General features: G+C 60.5%; 8 protein-coding genes. 6 read left to right on the top strand and 2 right to left on the bottom strand.

Annotation, left to right across the window (positions count from 1 at the left end; genetic code table 11):
• Positions 1–229: 229 nt before the first annotated feature.
• The 6 genes from FX982_RS04355 (at position 230) to FX982_RS04330 (ending at position 9,555) form a co-directional block, all read left to right on the top strand.
• Positions 230–2,005, top strand: a complete 1,776-nt coding sequence (locus FX982_RS04355; protein ID WP_172609786.1) for a type I secretion system permease/ATPase — start codon at positions 230–232, stop codon at positions 2,003–2,005.
• Positions 2,006–2,018: 13 nt separating this feature from the next.
• Positions 2,019–3,344, top strand: coding sequence for an HlyD family type I secretion periplasmic adaptor subunit (locus FX982_RS04350; RefSeq protein ID WP_172609785.1), 1,326 nt, complete (start codon positions 2,019–2,021; stop codon positions 3,342–3,344).
• Positions 3,341–4,732, top strand: a complete 1,392-nt coding sequence (locus tag FX982_RS04345; protein ID WP_172609784.1) for a TolC family outer membrane protein — start codon at positions 3,341–3,343, stop codon at positions 4,730–4,732. Before FX982_RS04350 ends, FX982_RS04345 begins: the two co-directional genes overlap by 4 nt.
• A 222-nt stretch (positions 4,733–4,954) precedes the next feature.
• The gene (lapG, locus tag FX982_RS04340; RefSeq protein ID WP_420793034.1) at positions 4,955–5,650 is read left to right on the top strand and encodes a cysteine protease LapG; all 696 of its coding nucleotides are present in this window, start codon (positions 4,955–4,957) and stop codon (positions 5,648–5,650) included.
• An 8-nt stretch (positions 5,651–5,658) separates the two neighbouring features.
• Positions 5,659–7,605, top strand: coding sequence for a cyclic di-GMP receptor LapD (gene lapD, locus FX982_RS04335; protein ID WP_172609783.1), 1,947 nt, complete (start codon positions 5,659–5,661; stop codon positions 7,603–7,605).
• 802 nt (positions 7,606–8,407) lie between these two features.
• Positions 8,408–9,555, top strand: a protein-coding gene (locus FX982_RS04330) for an IS3 family transposase (RefSeq protein ID WP_172609322.1) whose coding sequence is annotated in 2 segments (ribosomal slippage) — positions 8,408–8,663 and positions 8,663–9,555 — 1,149 coding nt in all. Because the reading frame shifts where the segments join, the coding sequence is not laid out codon by codon here.
• Between the two features lie 271 nt (positions 9,556–9,826).
• Here FX982_RS04330 and FX982_RS04325 read toward each other — a convergent pair.
• The gene (locus FX982_RS04325) at positions 9,827–10,165 is read right to left on the bottom strand and encodes a tryptophan synthase subunit beta (protein ID WP_122536948.1); all 339 of its coding nucleotides are present in this window, start codon (positions 10,163–10,165) and stop codon (positions 9,827–9,829) included.
• A gap of 83 nt (positions 10,166–10,248) precedes the next feature.
• The gene (locus FX982_RS04320) at positions 10,249–20,547 is read right to left on the bottom strand and encodes a retention module-containing protein (RefSeq protein ID WP_172609782.1); all 10,299 of its coding nucleotides are present in this window, start codon (positions 20,545–20,547) and stop codon (positions 10,249–10,251) included.
• Between the last annotated feature and the right edge of the window lie 306 nt (positions 20,548–20,853).

Genomic DNA, 20,853 nt, shown 5'->3' with positions numbered 1-20,853 from the left:
AGCTCGGCATATTAACGTCTGAGGCCCTCTGCGTCAGCCTCGAATCACGGTCGACAGCTCGTCGGATCGACAGCCCGGCAACGAATAACACCGGTAGTCCAGTGTCGAGATACCAGGAAAAGAATCTGAACGCGGAACGCAACGTCGGTTGACGGCTCTTATGCTGCCGGCCTTAACCGTTGCCGCACGTCCACGGCTTCGCCGCCCCCTATCTTCAGCCATGGATTCTATGAATCGCTCACACGAAAATAACCTGCAAGCGGCGCTCAAGGCTTGTCGAGGGAGTTTCCTCTCGGTCGGGTTCTTCAGTCTGTTCGTCAACACCTTGATGCTGGTTCCGACCTTTTACATGATCCAGGTCTCGGGACGGGTGGTGCCGAGCAGCAGCACGTCCACGCTGATCATGCTCACCCTTATTCTCACCATCCTGATGCTGACGCTCGGGTCGCTGGAGTGGGTGCGGTCGCGCATCATGGTGCGCATCAGCAACCGGCTGGATGTGCTGCTCAGTCGCGACGTGTACCGCGCCAGTTTCCGGAAAGCGCTGAACAGCGGCGGCATGGACGCGTCGGCGCAGTCCCTCAATGACCTGACCTCGCTGCGGCAATTTCTCACCGGCAACGGGCTGTTTGCGTTCTTCGATGCGCCCTGGCTTCCGGTGTACACCGCGGTGATGTTTCTGTTTCACCCCTGGTTTGGCTGGATGACGGTGATCTCGGCGGTGGTGCTGGTGACGCTGGCGTACGTCAATCATCGCTACACCGGCGGCGCACTGGCAGAGGCCAACAAGCAAAGCCTTACCGCCAACCTGCACACCACCAAAAGCCTGCGCAACGCTGAAGTCATCGAGTCGATGGGCATGCTCGACACCCTGATGGGTCGGTGGGCGGTTCGGCAGCGGCGCGTGCTGGTGCTGCAGTCCGGGGCCAGCGACAAGAGCGGCGTGATCACTTCGATTTCCAAGACATTCCGGGCCTGGGCCCAGTCGATGATGCTGGCGGCGGGCGCGTACCTGGTGATTACCCATGAGATCAATCCTGGCTTGATGATGGCGGGTTCTATCCTGCTGGGCCGTGCACTCGCGCCGATCGATCAGATGATCGGCAGCTGGAAAGGCTTCGTCTCAGCGCGCGTGCAGTACCAGCGTTTGAATGAAACCCTGGACAAGCTCAACGCCGAGCCCGAGCGCATGTCGTTGCCGGATCCGGAAGGGCACTTGCAGGTCGAAGGCCTGTTCGTCGCGCCGCCGGGTGCGAAAGCGGCGGTGATCAAAAACATCAGTTTCGTGACGCCCGCTGGCAGCATCGTAGGCATCGTCGGGCCCAGTGCGGCAGGCAAGTCGACGCTGGCGCGGGCGTTGCTTGGGATCTGGCCGCCTCAGCATGGTGTGGTCAGGCTCGACGGCGCTGACATCAGTGCGTGGGACAAGCAAAAGCTCGGTCCGCACCTGGGCTATCTGCCTCAGGACATCGAGCTGTTCGAAGGCAGCATCAGCGATAACATCGCCCGCTTCGGCAAGATCGAGCCCGATAAAGTCGTGCTGGCGGCGCGCACGGCTGGCGTCCACGAAATGATCCTGCAGTTGCCCGACGGCTACGACACGGTGATCGGCAGCGAGGGCCTCAACCTCTCGGGCGGGCAGCGCCAGCGTATCGGTCTGGCGCGTGCGGTGTACGGCAGCCCTCGGTTGATCGTGCTGGATGAGCCCAACTCCAACCTCGATGAGGTCGGTGAGCGTGCGCTGGGTGTTGCGCTGCAGAAGATGAAAGAGACGGGCGCGACGGTGTTCATCATTTCCCACCGCCCTAACGTGCTGTCACGGCTTGACCGGATCATGGTCCTGAACAGCGGCACCCTGACGATGTACGGCCCGCGTGATCAAGTGATCGCCGAACTGGCTCAGCAACAGGCCAAAGCTCAAGCCCAGGCACAGGCCCAGGCGCAGGGTCAGAACCCGCCCCGGGTTGCTCCGGCATCGACCGGCGCCATTCAGCCCAGCGCCTGACAGGAATTCGTGAATGACCAGTAACGCGATAACCGTGCTCGACGAGCATTCTGAAGACATGCCCACTTCCGACCGTGGCATCCGCCGGGTCGGGATGGCGATTGTCCTGGTGACCTTCGGGTTGTTTGGCACCTGGGCAGCGTTCGCCCCGCTGGCCAACGCCGTCTACGGTTCCGGGGTTGTCACCGTGCAGAGCTACCGCAAAACCGTCCAGCACCTCGAGGGCGGCATCGTCAAAGAACTGCTCGCCCGTGAGGGCGACACGGTGCACAAGGGCGATCCGTTGATCATCCTTGACGATGGTCAGCTCAGCTCGGAGTACGAATCCACCCGCAACCAGCTCATCACCGCCCGCGCCAAAGAAGCGCGTCTTCGCGCCGAGCGTGACGATCAGCCGGCGATTCCGGCGTTGAAAATCGATGGCGTTGAAAGCGATCGCGCCCGTGAGGCCATCGATGGTGAGGCTCAGGTTTTCCGGTCGCGGCACGACGCGCGTCTGGGTGAAATCTCCGTGCAGAAAGAGCGCATCGGCCAGTTGAAGCAGCAGATCATTGGCCTCAACGACATGATCGCCACCAAGGTCAGTCTCGAAAAGTCCTACACCGGTGAAATCACCGAGCTGAAGGACCTGCTGCGTCAGGGCTTCGTTGACAAGCAGCGCCTGCTTGAGCAGGAACGAAAGCTGGACATGCTCAAGTCTGAGGTCGCTGACCACCAGTCGACCATCACCAAGACGCGTCTGCAGATCAACGAAACCGAGATGCAGATCGTCCAGACCAATCAGAAATTCAGCTCCGACGTGGCCAAGGATCTGAGTGATGTACAAGCCCAGGTCTTCGACCTGCAAGAGAAGGCCAGCGCGCTCAAGGACAGGCTGTCGCGCATCGTCATCCGCGCGCCGGAGGACGGCATGGTGCTGGACATGAAAGTACACACGATCGGTGGGGTCGTCAGCGCCGGGACACCGTTGCTGGACATCGTGCCGGAGTCTTCGGACCTGGTGGTCGAGGCCCATGTGTCGACCAACGACATCGACCGCATCACCCTCGGCAAGCTCACCGACATCCGCTTCAGCGCCTTCAACGCTGCGACCACGCCGGTGATTCAGGGGCAGGTCACGCGCATCTCGGCTGACCGACTGACGGACGAGAAAACCAACGAGGGCTATTACCTGGTGCGTGTGAAGGTGACTGACGAAGGCTTGAAGCGGTTGGGTGATCGCAAGTTGCAGGCGGGCATGCCCGCCGAGGTGCTGATCAATGCCGGCGAACGCACCATGCTGCAGTACCTGCTCAAGCCTGCGCGCAACATGTTCGCCAAATCGATGATCGAGGAATGACCGTGGTCCGTATGCTTCCCGGTCTGCTTTTCGGTTTGTTCGCGCTAAACGCCAGTGCCGCGCAGCCCGCAGCGCCGCAGCAGGTGAGCGCTTCGACCTATTCGCTGGACCTGATGACGCTGTACAAAGAGTCGCGGCTTGAAGATCCACGCATTCTTTCGGCCTACGCCCATGCAAGGTCTGCCAAGCAGCAGGAGCGTGAAGCGTTTGGTGGTTTGCTGCCGCAGGTTTCGGCGAGCAGCAACATCAACCGGATTCTGCGCAAGGATGAGCAATCCCGGGACATCTATGACAACAAAAGCTATTCGCTGAACCTGAGCCAGTTCATCTACAACAAGGAAGCGTGGGAGCGTTATCAGAAGGCCAAGAGCGTCACGCTGCAGAAGAGCTCGCAGTCCGAAGACTCTCAGGCGGAAGCGACGGTGGATCTGGCCAAGCGCTATTTTGCTGCGCTGGCCGCCGACGATGCGCTTGAGCTGGTCTCGGCCGAGCGTCGCGCCACTCAGGGCAGCCTTGATCGCGTCAACGCCTTGTACGCCAGGCAGATGGCCAAAATCACCGATATGCTGGACCTCAAAGCCCGGGTCGATTTGCTGATTGCCCAGGAAATTGAAGCGCGCAATCAGGTGCGTCTGTCTCGGGAAGGGTTGTCGGAAATCGTCGGCCGGCCGATCAATGATCGCTTGAGCCGAATCCGTAACGACATCGCGCTGGAAGCGCCGACGCTGCCGCTGGACGCCTGGATTGCCCAGGCGCTCGACAGCAACCCTCGACTCAAAGCCTATGAAAGCAATCTCGCCGCGGCCGATGCGGCAGTGCGTGAAGGGAAGGGCGGGCATTACCCCTCGCTGAGTTTCAACCTCGGTGCTTCGCAAAGTGATGTCGGTTACGACAACACCCTGACCCCGCGAAGTGACAGCTACGTCGCCACCATTGGCCTGAAAGTGCCGATCTACAGCGGCGGCTCGACGTCCGCGCGGGTGAGCGGGCTGTATGACGAGCAGTACGCGGCCGAGCAGGACCTTGAAGGCGTTCGCCGGCAAGTGGTGAAGGAAACAACCAACGCGTATCTCACGGCTCAATCCGCTGTGGACAAGATTCGCGCGGGGCAGAATGCGTTGTCCTCGGCCAAGCAGTCGAGCATCGCGGCGCAGAAGGCGTTCACCTATGGCGTGGTCAACGCCGTCGACGTGCTGACCGCTGTGCAGAATGAGTTCAAGGCCAGGGGCGACTTGCTGAAATCCCAGTACGACTTCATCACCAACCTGTTCATTCTGAATCGCTGGGCCGGCAAGCTCTCGCAAGAAAGCGTTGCCAGTGTGAACGTCTGGCTGGGCGGGGATGATTCAGAAGCACTGAAAGACTTGAATAACTCAGGCCCCAAGTAAACGGGGAAAACACGCCCCTATTGGTGTGGCACAGGCACTTTTCAGCCTACCGCCAGCGTTTGGCTGGCAACCTGGCAGCCATGAAATCAAGGGGCGCGAGTCTGTCATGAGTCGCGTTTGCGGGCATTTGCTTCTGCGCATGATCTCACCGCGCCATTGCGTTTCCGTCCCCAACCCCTCACCATCGCTTTCCGTTATCCATGGCCTGATGGACTAGACAAATTGGCAGCACGCTCGGCTCAAAAGCGCCCTGGATTATGGTTGCTTCTGGCGCTTGCACTGACGTGCACGGCGTGTGTCGGCTATCTGCGCGCGGACTGGGATTTTTCGCTGATCAGCCGTCGTGCCGAAGCGTTGTATGGGCCCTTGGGCGCCGGCAAGCAGCGCATCGATGCCTGGCAGAACCTGCTGGCGACCGAGAAGCAGGTCAGCGAGCTCGACAAGTTGAAGGTCGTGAACCTGTTCTTCAACAAGCAGATGCGCTACGCCGAGGACATCGACCTGTGGCACGAGGTCGATTACTGGGCGACCCCGGTCGAGTCGCTGATCAAGGGCGCGGGGGATTGTGAGGATTATGCGATCGCCAAGTATTTCAGCCTGCGCCGCTTGGGTGTGCCCAGCGAGAAGCTGCTGATCACCTACGTCAAGGCGCTGCGCCTGAACCGCGCACACATGGTGCTGACCTATTATTCGAGCCCGAACGCGATGCCGCTGGTGCTCGACAGCCTGATCGACGACATCAAACCTGCCAGCCAACGAACGGACCTGTTGCCGGTGTATGCCTTCAACGCTGAAGGACTGTGGCTGCCTGGCGCGCAGGGCAACAAGAAAGTGAGCGACACCAAACGTCTGTCCCGGTGGCAGGACGTGCTGAAAAAAATGACTGCAGAAGGCTTCCCCACCGAGCCCGAGAATTAGGAGTACTGATGTCTCTGTTCAAACAGCTGTTGATCGCGATCTGTCTGTTCATGGTGGTTGCCTTTGCGGGGAGTTTTGTCGTCAGCCTGGAAAGCTCGCGGGCGCAGTACGTCAATCAGTTGCGTTCCCACGCCCAGGACGCCGCAACCTCGCTGGCGCTGTCGCTGACGTCCAACATCGACGACCCGGCGATGGTCGAGCTGATGGTGGCGTCGATCTTCGACAGCGGTTACTACGCGAGCATCCGGGTGGTGGACCTGGCCAGTGGCGACGCGATCGTCGAGCGTAGTGCAACGCCGGACAATCAGGGCGTGCCGCAGTGGTTCATCAACGCCATCGGGCTTGAGCCCGCAGGCGGCGAGGCGATTGTCAGCCGTGGCTGGCAGCAGACGGCGCGGGTCGAGGTGGTCAGCCACCCGATGTTCGCGCTGGCCAAGTTGTGGCAGAGCGCGCTGGGCAGCTTGGGTTGGTTGCTGGTGTGCGGCGTGGTCAGTGCGATTCTGGGCGCGATGTTGCTGCGCCGGCAGCTCAAGCCGCTGGATTACATGGTGGCGCAGTCCCAGGCGATTGGTCGTCGCGAGTTTCTCGTTCTGCCTGAACTGCCGCGCACGCCGGAGCTGCGCCGGGTGGTGCAGGCGATGAACCAGATGGTCGAGAAGCTCAAGGCGCTGTTTCAGGAAAGCACCGAGCGCAGTGAGAAGCTGCGTATCGAGTCGTATCAGGACAGCCTGACCGGGCTGTCCAACCGCCGTTATTTCGACATGCAGCTCAACGCCCACGTCAGCCATCTGGAAGACGGTCGGGCGGGGTATTTGATGATGTTGCGCGTCAACGACCTGGCCGGCTTGAACCAGCGTCTGGGCGGCAAGCGCACCGATGCCTTGCTGGTGGCGGTGGCCGAGCAGTTGGTGCGCCACTGCGAAAAGTACCCGGAAACCCGCAACCTCATCAGCCGCAGCCGTGGCGGCGAGTTCGCCGTGCTGGCGCCGGGCATGGTTCACGATGAAGCCGTGCAGCTGGTGCAGAACCTTGACGCGGCGCTGCAGAGCCTGGAGGCCACTGGCGCCTCCGATGTCTCGCCGGTCGCGCACATGGGGCTGGCGCCGTACAGCCCGGGCGATGCGTCGATGACCCTTCTGGGGTTGGCGGATCAGGCGCTGTCCCAGGCTGAAAGTGGCGGCGAGCAATCGTGGTATTGCATCGAGCGTGGCGCGATTGGCGATCTGGGTGAAGATCAGCATGAGTGGCACAGGACGCTGGACCGGGCGCTGGCCCATGGGCGTTTTCAGTTGTTCTTTCAGCCGGTGGTCGCGTCGGGCGATGGCTCGACCGTGATGCACTACAAGGTCCTGTCGCGGCTGGTCGATGCCGACGGTGTGACGATTCCGGCGGGGCGTTTTCTGCCCTGGCTGGAACGCTTTGGCTGGTCGAGTCGCCTGGATTTGCTGATGCTGCGGGAGGTGCTGGCGCATCTGGGCACTCACAACGAGCGGTTGGCGCTGAACCTGTCGGCGGCCACGCTCAATGATCCGTCGGCGCTGAATGAAGTGTTCAACGCCCTGCGCCAGCATCCGAAACTGGGCCCGCGCCTGACCTTCGAGATCGGCGAGGAGCAAGTGCCCGAGCAATCGGTATTGGAGAAGTTGACCCGCCGTCTGCAGGAAGCCGGCTATTCCCTGGCGCTGCAGCGCTTTGGTGGGCGTTTCAGCATGATCGGCAACCTGGCGCATCTGGGGCTGGCGTATCTGAAAATCGATGGCAGCTACATCCGCACCATCGACCAGGAAAGCCACAAGCGTTTGTTCATCGAAGCGGTCCAGCGCGCGGCCCACAGCATCGACCTGCCGCTGATCGCCGAGCGCGTCGAGACCGAAGGCGAACACCGGGTGATTCTGGAGATGGGGATCGAAGGGGTGCAAGGGCGGCTGTTCGGGGATCCCGCGCCGTGGAAGTAATCGATTAAACAACTCGCCCGCTGTTTTAACTCAATATCGATGGCTGACGCGCCATGTGTAGGCCTGCTGGCCCGCGAACGTGGTGTGTCAGACGGCATCGATGTCACAGACCCGCCGCTTCGCGTCCGTCGTAACCTCCGATTGCTCCCACAGTGGATTTGCGTTCGACGCGGATTTGGATGCTGATACGAAAATTGTAGGAGTGAGCTTGCTCGCGAAGGCGGTGGGTCAGACGACAGTGATGCCACAGACCCGCCGCTTCGCGACCGTCGTAACCTCCGATTGCTCCCACAGGGATTTGCGTTCGACGCGGATTTGGATGCGGATACGAAAATTGTAGGAGTGAGCTTGCTCGCGAAGCGGTGTGTCAGACGGCATTGATGTCACAGACCCGCCGCTTTCGCGACCGTCTCAACCTCCGATTGCTCCCACAGGGGATTTGCGTGCGACGCAGATTTGGGTGCGGATACGAAAATTGTAGGAGTGAGCTTGCTCGCGAAGGCGGTGGGTCAGACGACAGTGATGCCACAGACCCGCCGCTTCGCGACCGTCGTAACCTCCGATTGCTCCCACAGGGATTTGCGTTCGACGCGGATTTGGATGCGGATACGAAAATTGTAGGAGTGAGCTTGCTCGCGAACGTGGTGTGTCAGACGGCATCGATGTCACAGACACGCCGCTTCGCGACCGTCGTAACCTCCGATTGCTCCCACAGTGGATTTGCGTGCGACGCGGATTTTTGAGCTGGCCTAATGACCCCGGACACCTCAATGGGGGAAACTGTACCCATTGAGGAACGATCATGACCAAGAAATACAGAAAATTCGATGCAGCCTTCAAGCTTGATGTCTGCAAGCTCATCGTCGATCAGGGCCAGAGCGTGAACTCGGTCTGTCTTGACATGAATCTGAGTGATACGGCAGTGCGTCGTTGGGTTGAGCAATACAAGGCCGAGCTGTTGGGCGGGCCGGGTATTGGTAATCCATTGACCAGTGAGCAGCAGCGAATTCGTCAGTTGGAGCAGCAGATTCGGCAGCTAAAAATGGACAACGACATCCTAAAAAAAGCCACGGCCTTCTTTGCCCGCGAATTGAAGTGATCCATCAACTGGTTCACCAATTACATCGCAAGGCCTACCCGGTGGCTCATATCTGCCGGGTTTTGCGGATCAGTCGTTCCGGGTTCTATGAAGCTCGCCAACGTTGCCAGAAACCCAAGCCCATCTGCAATGCAGCGGCCATGGTCAAGGCGACATTCGAGTCCAAAGAACACTGCTACGGTAGCCGCCGCGTGCTGGGCGCGCTGCGTGATGAAGGTGTTTCCATCGGTCGTTTCAAGGTTCGTCGCCTCATGAAACAGCAGGGTCTGCGCCCGATCTGGAAGCGCAAGTTTATCCACACAACCGACAGTAACCACAACTTGCCGGTTGCTGAAAACCTGCTTAATCGCCAGTTCAACCCCAAGGCAATCAATCAGTCATGGGTCGCAGACATCACCTATATACGCACACGAAGCGGTTGGGTCTATCTGGCTGCGGTTATGGACCTGTTTTCACGCAAAATCGTCGGCTGGGCCATGGCACCCCATATGCGCGCCGAACTGGTGACCAGCGCGATGCAACTGGCCATTGCTCAAAGGCAGCCTGAACCGGGCCTGATTGCCCACTCGGACAGAGGCAGCCAGTACGCGGGAGCTGCTTATCAATCGCTGCTGACTCGCAACGGGATGCGTTGCAGCATGAGCCGAAAAGGTAATTGCTGGGACAATGCAGTGATGGAGCGCTTCTTCCTGAACCTAAAGATGGAGCGCACCTGGAGAAAGGATTACGCCAACCACGGCGAAGCAATAAAGGACATCACTGATTACATCGTGCGGTTCTATAACGAGGGGCGATTGCACTCGACGTTGGGCAACATGACGCCCAATCAGTACGAGCGGCAAGCGGTCTGACAATCACCGATTGAGGTGTCCGGAAAAAGTTGACCACTTCATTTGGATGCGGGTGTGAATGGTGGGAGCGAGCTTGCTCGCGAAGAGGCCAATACATCCGCCACATCTTCAGCGGCTGAAATATCGTCTTCGTGAGCAAGGTGGGGCGCCACTCCGGTCACCCCCCAGACGTGCACTGTTAGCTGTGCGGCAGCATGCCGTCACAACCACAGGGATTGAGGTCGCGGTCCGCCAGTAAGTCGTTGCAGGAAGGTGTGTACGAAAAACGGCTTCAGATCAGCCGTTGTTCATCATCATTGATCAAGTCGCTCAGGCCGCCCAGTGTTTCCCGGGCCTGGGTACGATCCATCAATTTCGCCTGTGCGGCGGGGGGGAGGTCGGTGATGTTGAGGATACCCTTACTGGTCAGGACCTGAATCAAGTCGTCCAGTACCCGGATCATGTCCATGTCGCTGGACTTAAGCTGGATCAGGCTCTTCTCGACCACTTCGTTGGCAAACCAGGCTTGCACCTGATGGTCATCGGGCGGCAGTTGCTCGCTCGCTTCGGCAAAAGCCGTCGCTTCCACGCGAACTAGCGTGCCATCGGCATCGCGCTGAACGTAAAACATGGCTCATTCCTCAGGGAGTAACCGGGCTGGCAACCGTCAGGGACGGCTGCCAGCACAGTACAACAGCTCTCGCGACTCAGCTATCAGTGGTGATCGACTTTGATGGTCGGATCCGCACCGCTCACCAGCGAGTTGACCATGGCATTGCTCCAGGTCACGCCTTCTACCTTGATGTGCACATCGGCCGTGGTTGCCGCAGCCGCCGCAGTGGCGTTGGTTGCAAACTGCCCGGTGGTGCTGACCTGCAGAATGGTGTCATGGCCATCGTTGCTGACCTGCAGGTACTTGCTGAGGGTGTCGGTGTCTTCACCTTGCAGCAGGTCACGCAGATCAATGCGGTCGCCAGCGTCCTTGTTGAAGTCCTTGATCACGTCAACGCCACCGCTGTTGGTGTCGCCGGCTTTCCAGGTAAACGTGTCCGCACCGGCGCCGCCGAAGAGGATGTCGTTGCCTTTGCCGCCGACGAGCACGTCATTGCCACCCTGACCGAACAGGATGTCATTGCCATTGCCGCCCAGAAGGGTGTCGTTGCCGTCCAGCGAAGTCGACGACTTGCCGGCCAGGTCTGCCACCTGATCGAGGTGGTTGGTAACGAACGAATGCAGCGTCTTGTCATCGATGGTCGACACGTTGACGTGCAAGGTATCCGCCGCGAACGCCTTCAGCGCCGTAATGCCGCCCTGGTTGTTGAAGGTGATCAGATCACCGAACAGGATGTCATTGCCGTCGCCACCGTTGAGGGTGTCGCTGCCCGGTGCGATTGCTTTCTGGTCGCCCAGTACCGCTTTCGCCAGGTCGTCCGCGTTGACGTTGGTCTGCGCGTGGCCGTCGCTGTCGTAGTGATTCAGCGTGCTCGTCTTGACCGCCGAGTTCAGGCCGATCGCTTCGATGGTTGGCGACTGCTTCAGCAACAGCGCGTAACCGGTGTCCGCTTCAGCCAGCACGACGCTGCTGCCGTTGGTTTCAGGTGAATTGAGGCTGTATTCCTGACCGCCCTTGCCGTCGGCGTGGAGGGCGAGGGTGCCTACCGACTTGCCGGTCGTGCTATTGGCGTAACTGTAAACATGACCCTCGGCGTCGATGGCGACCTTGCCATTCACCGAGTACGTGCTGCCCAGATGCCAGCTATCAAGCGCAGTCGCGAGCAGGATCGCCGTACCGTTCACCGTCCCTAGCACCGTGCTGGTGTTCTGGTAAACGTTCGGCTCGCCGTCGGTGATGAAGTAGGTGCGGTTCTCGCCCGTCGGGTTGGTGCTGTTCAAACCGGCAAACCAGTTCGCTGTGGTTTTGAAGGCATCTTCGTAGTTGGTGGTACCGCCCGATGTCATGGTCGCCAGAGCAGCGGCCAATGTTTTCAGCGCAGCGGCCTTGTCAGACATGTCCACCGACACGGTCGAGCGCACGTTGGTGTCGAAATCCACCAGCAGCACGTTGATCTTGCCGGCGTTGGCCGTCTGAGCACCGTTCGCCAGTTTCTCGAAGACCGACTGCAGCTGCGTCTTCGCCGTGTCGAGGGTTTTGCCCATGCTGCCCGAGCTGTCGACGATGAAGGCGATGTTGTAGCTCTTGCCCTGCACGATGGTCGTGCCGCTGACGTCGCCAACGATAATGTCGCCACCAAGGGTGCCATTGACTGGCGTCGGGTCAGTGCCAGGCAGACCTTCGATTGAGGTATAAGTCTGAGCCTCGACGTTGACGGCGATCACCTTCGCATCGGTGGCGCTCTTGACTGAGGTATTCACGCCCTCCACGTCCGCTTCGGTTGCCGTGGCGGTGATGGTCAGGTTGAACTTGCCGCTGAAGCCAGGCGTGGTGATGCTCAGCGTCGACAAGTCGAATTTGCTGACATCGACCCCTTCGCTCACGTTCGTCACAGTTGCCGTATGGCCGGCAGCGTCGGTCAGGATCGAGCCCGCCGGCGCGCCGGTGGCCTTGATTACGTGCGTCTCGGAGCCGTCGAGGCTGTCACCGAACATCACTTTGACCGAGCTGAGCTTGATCGCGTTGCCTTCAGTGCCGTGGTTCAGCTCGTAGGCTGAGTAGTAACCCTCACCACTGCCGGCCGCGGTTTCTTGCAGCGACGAAATGTTCGGGTTGGCAGCCTTCAGGTCATCGACCGATGCGTAAAGTTTCGTGTTGGCGCTATCCAAAGCGACAGCGACAGCGCCTGATTTGGAGGAGTCGACCAGCGTGATGTTGTAATTGCCCGGCCCGGCCTGGTTGTAGTGGTAAACGTCCAGGGTGTAGTAGCCCGACGTCGTGGGTGTGAAGCCCGCCCCCGAAATCTTGCCGCCCGCGCCCCATGTCGCGCTTGCCGCCGTCTGGCCGCCCACGGTGATCAACAGACTGTCGTCCGCATTACCGGCGAATGTATAGGTGTGACCGGCTTCCATGAAGATCAGGCCGGACAGCTTGGTGCCGGTGCCAGCGGCAATCGACGAATCCTGGGCACTTGTAGCGACGCTGTGAGTGGTCGGCGCGACAGCAGTGCTGAAACCGGCCTTGAGGGCCGCCTCGCCCGCGCCTTGACCGTCGGTGCCCAAGTCCAGGGTACGAACATACACATCTTTCGTCATGCCGTGCTTCACGACTGCATCTTCGCCCAGCGTGACCAGCGGTTGGTCGGCGACAGGCGCCACGCTGATGGTGCCAGTGGCCTTGACCGAACTCGCCAGACCCTGATCATCCACTGCCTTATAGGTAAATGAGGTGCTGCCCGCCCAATCGGCGGCTGGCTTGAAGTACACCGTTGCAGCGTTGCCGACGGCGACGATGTTGCTCAGGCTGGTCAACGCGACCTTGCCCGCCGCATCGGCGTAGAACGTGCCGTGTGCAGCCATGTCGACCAGGTTGAAGTGGTCGATTTTGCTGTCCACGTCGGTCGCGCTCAGCGTCACGGCGATGGCCGGGCTGTCTTCGTTACCGCTGCCGGTCGTGGCATTGGCCACCGGAACATCGTTGACCGTCGTGATGTGAATCGTCGAGGTGGTGTTGATGTTGTTGGTGGCGCTGCCGTCGTTGACGCTGATGTTGATGATGCGGTCGTCTTTGACAGGGTCGTGAGACGTGCTGTCGAAGGTAATCGACGAAATCGCCGTTTGATACTGAGCCGCCGTGCCCGCACCGAACGTGATGACCTTGCCAGTCACAACGTTGTTGATGACGATGTCCGTCGTGGTGTAGCTCAGCCCCGCAGCGTTACCAACTGCCAGCAGGTCACCCGCTTTGAAGTTGGTCAGCGTGACGGTAGCGCTTTGCAGCGTCGGGCTGTCGGCGTCGCTGACGGTGAAGTCGCGAGCGATCAGGCCCGGGCCTTTGCCCGGAGCGGTGACATCGCCGCCGACCAGGGTTTCGTTCCAGGTATTGCCGAATTCCTTGCCATCACCGGCGTGGCCGATGACCGGCGCGTCGTTCACGGCGGTGACGGTGATCTTGCTGCCGGCAACCAGCGAATCCTGCGTACCGGTGCCGTCGCCTTTCGCGCCGGAGTCGGTCACTTGAACCGTCACGGCACGGTCACCCGCCTGAGGGTTATCGCCCGGGCTGTTGAAGGTGATCGACTGGATCAGCGCCTTGTACTGGTCAACGGTCGCGATGCCAGTGATCTTGAAGCCGTTCACCAGGCCTGCATCGTTGTGGGTTTCCACCACGCTGACGCCTTTCGGCGCAGTGCCGGTGAAGGTCAGCACGTCGCCGGCTTTCACATCGACCGAAACCACGGCCTTGCTCAGGGTGGTGTTGTCGACGTCGGCCAGGTTCAGGTTCTTGACGATCGAGACCGCTGCGTCGTTTTCGGTGAAGCCAACCGACGCAGTGCTCACGGTCGGTACATCGTTGACCGTGGTGATGTGGATCGTCGAGGTCGTGGACGCGATGTTGTTGACCGCGCTGCCGTCGTCGACGCTGATGTTGATGATACGGTTGTCTTTCGACGGGTCGTGGGACGTGCTGTCGAAGGTGATCGACTGAATCGCCGTCTGGTACTGGGCTGCTGTGCCTGGGCCGAAGGTGATGGTCTTGCCGGTCACTGCGCCGGAAGCGTCTTTCACATCACTGAGGGTGTAGGTCAGGGCGCCCGGTTTGCCGACATTCAGGACGTCGCCGTCCTTGAAGTTGGTCAGCGTGACGGTCGCGCTTTTCAGTGTGGTGCTGTCAGCGTCGTTCAGGGTGAAATCGCGAGCGATCTGCCCCGGGCCTTTGCCCGGCGCGGTGACATCGCCACCCACGGCGGTTTCGTTCCAGGTGTTGCCGAACTCTTTGCCCGTCCCGGTATGGCCGATGACCGGCGCGTCGTTGACCGCGATCACGTTGATCTGGCTGTTGTGGACGACAGTCAGGTTGTCGGTGCCGTTGGCATCCACGTCGGTGACAGCGATGGTCACGCCACGTGGCGCGGTGCTCGGGTTGTTGCTGTTGTCGGCGTAGGTGATCGACTTGATCAGGGTTTCGTAGCTGGCGATCGAAGCCTTGCCGGTCAGGTCGATGACGATGTTGCCGTTGGCGTCGTTGCTGAGCTTGTAGCTGATACCCAGATCGGTTGTGCCGATGGTGCCGTCGGTGCCGGCTTTGTAGTACTGGGAAGCGATCAGGTCTTCGCCTTTGATGCCGGTCAGCGTGATTTTCGCGCTGCTCAGCTCAGTGCTGTCGACATCGGTGATGCTGAAGTCTTTAACGAGGGCAATCGGTGCGCCATTCTCGGTGTAGGTAATGCTGCCGAAGTCGACCACAGGCGCGTCGTTGACTGCCGTGACCGTAATGGTGCCGGTGGCAGGGGTAGTGGACGTCAGGCCCTGGTTGTCGACGGCTGTGTAGGTGAACGGCGTGCTGCCATTCCAGTTCGCGTCCGGCTTGAAGTAGATCGTTGCGCCGTTGTTGGTGGCGGTGATGTTGGTCAAGTTGGTCAGCGGCTGAGTACCCGCGGCGTCGGAGTAGAACGTGCCATTGGCAGGCGTGTTGACCAGGTTGAAGTGGTCAATGGTGCCGTCGACGTCAGAGCCGGTCAGCTTGACGGCAATGGTGGTGTCTTCGTTGCCCTTGCCTGTGGTCGTGTCGACAACTGGTGCATCGTTGACTGACGAGACGTTGACGGTCAGCGACTTAATCGAGGTGGCCGAGTCGTTGTTGGCGCTTTCGGTTGACGTCGAGCTCACTTGCAGGTTGAACGAGCCGTTGAAGTCTTTCGGCGGCGTGATAGTCAGGGTGCTCAGGTTCCAGCCGGTGAGGTAAGCCTCGCCATCGCCGCCTTCAGAAACAGGGAGGGAGGTGTAGCTGTTGCCGTTGCCATCGCTCAACACCGCGCCCACTGGAATGCCGCCCACAATGACGGGGCCGAGGGACTCGGAACCGTCGGTGTCCACCAGGGCAGCGCTCAGGTCCAGCTTGATGGCGCTGTCTTCAGCGCCCTGAGCGTTGGTGACGGTAACGCTTGGTGCATCAGCCACGGGCGTGACGTTGATCGTGCCAGTTGCCGTGTTACCGGCTGGCAGGTTCTGGTTATCGACAGCTGTGTAGGTGAAGGTGGTGTCACCGGCCCAGTTGGCGTCCGGCTTGAAGTAGATCGTCGCGCCGTTGTTGCTGGCGGTGATGTTGGTCAAGTTGGTCAGCGGCTGGGTGCCGGCGGCGTCCGAGTAGAACGTGCCATGTGCAGGCGCACTGACCAGGTTGAAGTGGCCAATGGTGCCGTCGACGTCAGAGCCAGTCAGCTTGACGGCGATGGTGGTGTCTTCGTTGCCCTTGCCTGTGGCGTTGTCGACGATAGGCGCGTCGTTCACGGCGATGACGTTGACCTTACTGTCGTGAACAACGGTCTGGTTGTTGGTGCCGTTGGCATCCACGTCGGTCACGGTGATGGTCACGCCGCGTGGCGTGGTGCTCGGATTGCTACTGTCATCGGCGTAGGTGATCGACTTGATCAGGGTCTCGTAGTTGGCCACCGAAGCCTTACCGGTCAAATCGATAACGATGTTGCCGTTGGCGTCGTTGCTCAGCGTGTACTTGATGCCCAGACCGGTTTCGGCGCTGTTGCTGTCTTTGTAGTACGAGGAAACGATCAGGTCTTCAGCCTGAATACCGGTCAGCGTGATTTTCGCGCTGCTCAGCTGGGTGCTGTCGACGTCAGTGATGCTGAAGTTGTTGACCAGCGCAACCGCGGCGCCTTTTTCGGTGTAAGTGGTGCTGTCGAAATTCACCACCGGGGCGTCGTTGACAGGCGTAACCGTGAGGGTGCCGGCTGCCGGAGTCGACGCCAGGCCCTGATTGTCGACGGCGGTGTAGGTGAACGGCGTGCTGCCGTTCCAGTTCGCGTCCGGCTTGAAGTAGATCGTCGCGCCGTTGTTGGTGGCGGTGATGTTGGTCAAGTTGGTCAGCGGCTGAGTGCCCGCGGCGTCGGAGTAGAACGTGCCATTGGCAGGCGTGTTGACCAGGTTGAAGTGGTCAATGGTGCCGTCGACATCAGAGCCAGTCAGCTTGACGGCAATGGTGGTGTCTTCGTTGCCCTTGCCTGTGGTCGTGTCGACAACAGGCGCATCGTTGACTGGCGTGACGTTGACGGTCAGCAACTTGACCGTGGTGGCCGAGTCGTTGTTGGCGCTTTCGGTCGACGTCGAGCTCACTTGCAGGTTGATCAAGCCGTTGAAGTCTTTCGGCGGCGTGATAGTCAGGGTGCTCAGGTTCCAGCCGGTGAGGTAAGCCTCGCCATCGCCGCCTTCAGAAACAGGGATGGAGGTGTAGCTGTGGCCGTTGCCATCGCTGAGCACCGCGCCCACCGGAATGCCGCCCACAATGACCGGTCCGAGGGACTCGGAACCGTCGGTGTCCACCAGGGCAGCGCTCAGGTCCAGCTTGATGGCGCTGTCTTCAGCGCCCTGGGCGTTGGTGACGGTAACGGTTGGTGCATCGGCCACCGGCGTGACATTGATGATGCCGTTGGCCGGTGCGCCCGCTGCCAGATTCTGATTGTCGACAGCGGTGTAGGTGAAGCTGGTGTCACCGGCCCAGTTGGCGTCCGGCTTGAAGTAGATCGTCGCGCTGTTGTTGCTGGCGGCGATGTTGCTGAGGTTGGTCAGCTCCTGGGTCCCGGCGGCATCGGCGTAGAACTTGCCGTGCTCGGCCATGGTGATCAGGTTGAAGTGATCAATCTTGCCGTCGACGTCAGCGCCGGTCAGCTTGACCGCGATCGCCGTGTCTTCGTTACCCTGGCCCTGAGCCGCGCTCACGGTCGGCGCATCATTGACCGGCGTGACGTTAATGACACCGGTGGCGCTGCCCGACAAGTTGTTGGTGCCGTTGGCATCCACGTCGGTGACAGCGATGGTCACGCCGCGCGGTGTGGTGCTCGGGTTATCACTGCTGTTGGCGTAGGTGATCGAGTTGATCACCGTGGTGTAGTCGGCGACCGACGCGTTGCCGGTCAGATCAATCACGATGTTGCCGTTGGCGTCGTTGCTCAGCGTGTACTTGATGCCAAAGGCGGCATCGCCGCTGTTGGCGTCCTTGTAGTACTGGGAAACGATCAAGTCTTCAGCCTGAATACCGGTCAGCGTGATTTTTGCGCTGCTCAGCTGGGTGCTGTCGATGTCGCCGATCTGCAGGTTGCCGACCAATGGCTGAGGTGCGCCGTTCTCGACGTAGTCAGGGTTGGTAAAGGTGACGGTAGGCGCGTCGTTAACCGGCCCGACGGTCACGGTCAGAGACTGCGTCGTGGTGGCCGAATCCTTGTTGGCGCCCTCGGTCGACGTCGAGCTCACTTTCAGGATGATCTCGCCGTTGAAGTCTTTCGGCGGAGTGATCGTCAGGTTGTTCAGGTCCCAACCGTCGATGTAGACGGCGCCGTCACCGGTCGGAATCGAGGTGTAGCTGTGGCCATTGCCGTCACTCAGCACGGCGTTGACCGGAATGCCCGACACAACAAGCGGGCCCAGGGATTCGGAACCGTCGGTATCGACCAGCGCCGTGCTCAGGGTCAGCTTGATCGCGGTGTCTTCGGCGCCTTGGGCGTTGGCAACGGTGACAATCGGTGCATCGGCGACCGGCGTGACGTTGATGATGCCGTTGGCTGGCGCGCCGGCTGGCTGGCCCTGATTATCGACAGCGGTATAGGTGAAGCTGGTGTCGCCCGCCCAGTTGGCGTTCGGCTTGAAGTAGATCGTCGCGCCGTTGGCGGTAGCCGCGATGTTGCTGAGACTGGTCAGCGCCTGGGTGCCGGCAGCATCAGCGTAGAAGGTGCCGTTGGCTGCCAGGCTGACCAGGTTGAAGTGATCGATGGTGCCGTCGACGTCAGCGCCGGTCAGCTTGACCGCGATGGTGGTGTCTTCGTCGCCGTTGCCCGATGCGTCGATGACGGTAGGGGCGTCGTTGACCGGGGTGATGGCGACTTCGCCGGTGGCGCTGCCCGTCAGGTTGTTAGTGCCGTGGGTGTCCACGTCAGTCACTTCGATCGTCACGCCGCGCGGGGTGGTGATCGGAGCGTCACTGCTGTTGGCGTACGTGATCGAGTTGATCAGCGTGGTGTAGTCGGCGATCGACGCGTTGCCGCTCAACTGAATGACAACGTTCCCGTTGGCGTCGTTGCCCAGCGTGTAGCTGATGCCCGAAGCCGTAGTGCCGCTGTTGCCGCCCTGGAAGGACGGCGAAGCGATCAGGTCTTCGGCCTGAACGCCGGTCACGGTGATCTTCGCGCCGCTCAACTGGCCGCCGTCGACGTCACCGATCTGCAGGTTGCTGACCAGTGCCTGAGGCGCGCCGTTTTCGACGTAGTCGGTGCCAGTGAACGAGACGGTAGGGGCGTCATTGACGGCGACGACGTGCACGATGCTGGTCGCCGGTGCGGAATCATTCTGGCCGTCGTTGACGGTCACCGTGATGGTGCGGTCCGCGACACTCGGGTCTTCGCTGCTGTTCTGGAAGGTGATCGACTTGATCACGGCTTCGTACTCGGCAGCAGTGGCGGCGCCGGTCAGGGTCAGGACAATCTGGCCGTTGACGGTGGCGGTGCTGACCGCGATGTTCGCATTCGGGCTGCCCACCACCAGTGTGTCAGTGTCCTGAGGGTTGGTCAGGATGACGCGCGCGCTTTGCAGGTTCGGGCTGTCGGCATCGGTGATGGTCAACTGGCCGGCGATCGATACGCCAGCCTGGCCTTCGGTAAAGGTGGTTTCGCTGTTGGTGCCGTTACCGGCGCCGTTTGGATCGACAACCGGCAGCGCGTCGTTGTCGATGATGGTGGTGGTGACGCTGCCATTGGTCGGGCTGACAGCGACGTTCTCGAAGTTGCCGCCGCTGATGGCGCCAATCGCGACGGTGACGTTTTCAACGCCTTCCGGGATCGTGTCATTCAGTGTGTTCAGGTCGAAGGTGACGCTGCTGCTGTTGGCAGGGATCTTCACGCTGACCACTTGCGTGTAGTCGGTGCCGTCGGTCGCGGTGCCGCTGTAGGTCAGGTTGATCGTGACTTCGGTCTGCGCCGGATTGCTCAACGTAATGGTATACGTGGCGGCCTGGCCTTCAACAACCGACTGGGTGCCGGTGATGCTGGCAAAGGTGGTGTCGATGGTGTCGGTGATGGTTGTCACCGCCGGAGTCGGGTCGGTCGTCACGACCAGGCCGCCACCGCCGGTGGTGCCAGTGATGGTGGTGCTAATGACGGACGGGTCGATGTACGGCGTGTTGTTGTCAGCTACTTGAACAGTGGTGGAGCCCGAAGTGTCGCCGCCACGAATGACAATGGTGGACCCGTTGGACAGGGCGATCGTCAGGTCCGACGTCGGGGCCTGAGTGACGTTTGCCGTGTAAACCAGCGCGCCGCCGGCTTCGGTCAGCGTCTGGGTGGCGGTCAGTGTCAGGGTGCCCGTCGGCGTCGGCGCGACAGGGGTCCCGTTGCCATTACCGTTGTCGATGGCCAGGCCATTAACCAGCGTAGGTGGAGGCGTGGCAGTGGTGCCCAGACCGTTGGTCGGGAAGCCGATGGTCGGATTCACCACGCCTGCGGTCTCGGTGAGCATCACGACGCTGTGGCCGCCGCCCGCGTTGCCGCCATCACCTGGCGCGGCCTGCGGACCTGCCGCAGTGGCTTCGAGGTCTTTGGTCGGGTCGGCGCCGGCCGCGATGGCCTGCTGCAGTTCCGCAACCGAAGGTGCCGCTTGCGCGGTGGCTTCAGCAAGGTTGGTGGTGGAGGCCGGTGCGTCGGCGCTCCATTGGCTGTCACGACCGATGTCCAGTTGACGGCCATCAGCAAGCTGCAGCGTGACTGCGCCTCCCGGGCCTGTCAGAACCTGCTCGCCGGTGAACAGCCGGTCACCCTCGATCAGCACACGACGAATCCCTTCCGGGGAAACTGCGACTACCTGGCCAACAATGCTTTTGACGATGGCAACAACACTGCTCATGGGGGTGACTCTCCGAAATTACCGTTCAGTGGGTATCCATCATGCCGACCGGCTTAACAGAGCCGCTTCATATTGGAATACGTAAAGATTCGCGTTTGATTCGATGACAGATAACAACTTAGGGAACTAATTAAGTTGCACGTTATCTGGCGTCAATTTATTTACAGCAGGTCGGCACCGGAATTAACTTTCTGCCAAAGTATTGACCTATTCGGCGACATCCTAAACAATCGCATCCGTAATGTCACATTGATATTTGATGAGATCGCGTATTTCTGCAGTGTGATCGCAAGCGCCCTTCAGAAC

This window comes from Pseudomonas graminis (assembly GCF_013201545.1).
Taxonomy (GTDB): domain Bacteria; phylum Pseudomonadota; class Gammaproteobacteria; order Pseudomonadales; family Pseudomonadaceae; genus Aquipseudomonas.
The sequence above is the reverse complement of the archived record's forward strand: the minus strand, read 5'-3'. Positions and strand labels throughout refer to the sequence as shown.